4 protein-coding genes and 1 pseudogene are annotated in these 3,361 nt (G+C 37.6%); all 5 read right to left on the reverse strand.

Annotation, left to right across the window (positions count from 1 at the left end; all coding sequences use genetic code 11):
- Positions 1-103: 103 nt before the first annotated feature.
- Complete coding sequence (trxA, locus tag ACH2DQ_RS19055) at positions 104-412, reverse strand: thioredoxin (protein WP_394913657.1); 309 nt, start codon at positions 410-412, stop codon at positions 104-106.
- Positions 413-489: 77 nt separating this feature from the next.
- A complete protein-coding gene (locus tag ACH2DQ_RS19060) occupies positions 490-915 on the reverse strand; it encodes an RrF2 family transcriptional regulator (protein ID WP_394913656.1) in 426 nt (141 codons plus the stop codon).
- A gap of 189 nt (positions 916-1,104) precedes the next feature.
- Entirely contained in the window at positions 1,105-2,109 is a 1,005-nt protein-coding gene (locus ACH2DQ_RS19065; protein WP_394913655.1) for a DUF4179 domain-containing protein, read from the reverse strand.
- Positions 2,106-2,666: a sigma-70 family RNA polymerase sigma factor gene (locus ACH2DQ_RS19070; protein WP_394913654.1), complete on the reverse strand. Its 561-nt coding sequence runs from the start codon at positions 2,664-2,666 to the stop codon at positions 2,106-2,108. Before ACH2DQ_RS19070 ends, ACH2DQ_RS19065 begins: the two co-directional genes overlap by 4 nt.
- Positions 2,667-3,035: 369 nt before the next feature.
- Positions 3,036-3,361 (reverse strand): annotated as a pseudogene (locus ACH2DQ_RS19075) (glucohydrolase); the annotation flags it as partial.

Raw genomic sequence — 3,361 nt, forward strand, 5'->3', positions numbered from 1 at the left:
ACCGGAGCGGAAGCGGAGAACAAAAACCCCGTTGCTTGCAGCGGGGTTTTTGACTACTGTAACATTTCACTACTATTTATTTTTTATATTATCCTTTTGTAATTTAACCGATCAAATCCAGAATCTGCTTTTTGGATCCTGCTCCAACCATTGGTTTCTCTGGCTGTCCGTTACGGAATACCATTAATGTCGGTATAGACATCACCTTGTATTTTGCTGCAAGATTTGGGTTTTCATCTATATTTACTTTTGCGATATTTACAGATGTATCCTCATTTGCAATCTGCTCCAGGATCGGACCCACCATTTTACATGGTCCACACCAGTCAGCGTAAAAATCAACTAATACAGGTCCCTGTGCCTGTAATACATCCTGTTCAAAACTAGATTCATTTGTTTTAATAAGACTCATAAGCGATTACTCCTTTTTTTGTTGTATTATCTCTGTTATTTGTGATTTTATACTTTACAGCAACGCGTATTCTGCTGTTAAAGTGCAGGTTTTGACTTAAAAATTTTATCATCAATATTCTGTATGGTGATCTGACTCAGGCGCTTCTTACAAGCATCATCCAAATCTTCATAAATTTCATCCATAATATCTGCCATTCCTGAAGCAATTAAACATTTCAGACAGGCATTTCCTGAACGCCATCCAGAAGAAACAATCTTGGTATCCAGCGCATCACAAATCTGTTGTAAATTTACGGAATTGGGATCCTGATCAAAATAATATCCCCCATCAATACCTTCCTTCGTTACGACCAGCCCTGCTTTTTTCAGCTTAGCCATCACTTTCCGTATTCTGGCTGGGTTGGTACATACATTATCTGCCAGAACATCACTGGCTAAAATGGTTTTTTTATGATTTAGAAAAACGATTGCATGAACTGCCACAGTAAATTCGCTGGTCACATTCCTTCCCACCTTCTCTTTATCTTATCTGTTATCCTGTTAGTTACAGTTGATACTGTAATAATATCAATTACAGTTCATTTTGTCAAGTAGTTTTTGAATATTATTTCCAATCTTTTCCGACAAAAACAAAGACTGCATCTGCAGTCTTCATTTAATCTTTTTTGTTTTATAACTTTCCAACAATCCTTATTTTAAGTTTATTGTAAAAGGTTCCCCAATCTTTTGAAAATCATTACTCATTTTACCGCTTTCTTTCGGAAATTCTACTGCATAAAGGGTCAATGTAACGGAAGATGCATCCTCTCCGATATGTGGCCTTAAATCATCAATATTAAAACGTCCCTGACCGCTGCCGGATCTGGAGAGATAAAAGTTTACTTCGTTCCCCAGATTGTCTGTTCCTTCCAGTTTCATATCATAATTGCAGCGATCTGTATTATATGTGAAATATATCTTTTCTCCCAGTGCATTATTGGTAAATTCATTTAATACTACCTGAGTTCCGTCCGGCAACTGGAAAGTATTGTCCATTGCAAGGCGGAATGTGTCGATACTTAGCTTACTTCCATCTGCCTCAAATGCAAATTCCCAGTTTCCGCTTCCCTCACGGTCACTGAATACCAGTTCAAAATCCAGTTTGCTGCTGGTATCAAGCCCTTTGATATCGTAATGCATTACACTCTCCATAGTATGCGGGTCTGCCTGTGCGGTTCCTCCGCTTGCACCTGTACTTACATCTCTTCCGTTAATAAATATTCTGCCGCTGATGGTACTCATATCATTTTCTTGCAATTCACGTTCATAGACCTCTGTAGTGGAAACTACCAGTTCATTTTCATCCAGAATGACAGAATTTAATGTAATTGTTACTCCTGCATCACTTACAGACTGATTTAAGATGCTTTCGTAAGGGGATAAATCCTTTTGTATGCCAAGTGAATTTGCGATGGTATAAGACACATATTTCACTGCAGCCTGTACTTCCCCTTTTAACGGACCTGCTGCCAGGCCTGCCGCACACAGGCAGACACAGGCAGCCACTGCTATTTTCTTTCCACTGTTTTTCTTTTTCATATTCCCCATCACCTTTTTCTTTATTCTTTTGTTTTCCAGCTGTGTTAAATGCTCATCCTGATATTCGCTTAAGTCTGTTTCTACTTCATTTAATAATTCATATATATTTCTTTTCATACGATATCTGCTCCTTTCCCATTTGAAAATAATGTTCTTATTTTCTTCTTACCCCTGGATACGCGGTTATAAATAACTGTTTTTTTGAGACCTGTCTCTTTGCTGATCTCATCCATTTCCTGCTCTTCCACATATATCTTTAAAAATATTTCCCGGTCTTCCGGTGACAGACATGACAGCATCCGTTCCAGTTCCTCCGAAATTTCCTGTTCCACCGTCTTTTGAATCGCCTCATCTTCTTTTACTATAACGACATCTTCCCAGTTTGTATTTTCCAGTTCTTTGGCATATTTTCTGAGATAATCAATCGCTTTATATCTGGCAATTCCCGCCGCCCAGTTTTTAAAGGAATTCTTCTCTTCCTCAAAGTAAGAAATATTATTCCAGATTCCTAAGAGGACATCATTTAAACATTCCTCCTGATAATCTTTCAAAGCATACATGTGCTTTCCTATCACAGACTTTAGAAGTCCTCCATACTGGTCTATGATATACATAAGAGCTTTTTCGTTTCTTATTTTTAATTGTTCTATAAAATTTTCTTCTCTTATTTTCATTTTTTCCCCCATGGATTTATTCCCGTGGACAGCGAGCCATTCCTACATCTCTGTATATCCGGCTGAAGGCTGCCGCGAGGTTCAAATATCCCGCCGAATTGTGCAAGGTATTTGCCTGCAAGCTTGCTGTAACGTATTACCTGTTACACTTATTATTTCGTATACCTGTCTGTAAATTCTATCAATATCATAACATTTTTTTCAAACATTTTTTTCAATAACAAAAAAAGATGCTTTTAAGCATGTTGATACGGCTTGTCCATCTGTCATTTTAATTTCTGCATAAAAAAACTATCGGTAAATTTTATTTATGAACCGAAGTTCAATTAAGATTTACCGATAGTTATTTTTTATATGTTATATGAGATATTATATTTTGCACAAAACTGCAATGGCTTCATAAGGCTGAAGTACACCTGATTTATGTTCTTTGTAATTAGATATCAGCTCTCTGCCGTCCTCTAATCCCCGGAACAAATCGCATGCCTGCACTTCTTTTGTAAAATTGCATGCCACTACAATTTTTTCACCTTCCCAAAGTCTTTCGTATGCATAGATATGGTCGTCTTCTTCCAGAAGGGGAACAAATCTGCCCTGGACCATAATCTCATTTTCTTTTCTCAGGCGGATCAGTTTTTTATAATAGTTGTATACGCTGTCTTCCTCTGCCATCTCAGCCTCGGCATTGATTTCCA

The organism is Robinsoniella sp. (assembly GCF_034124845.1).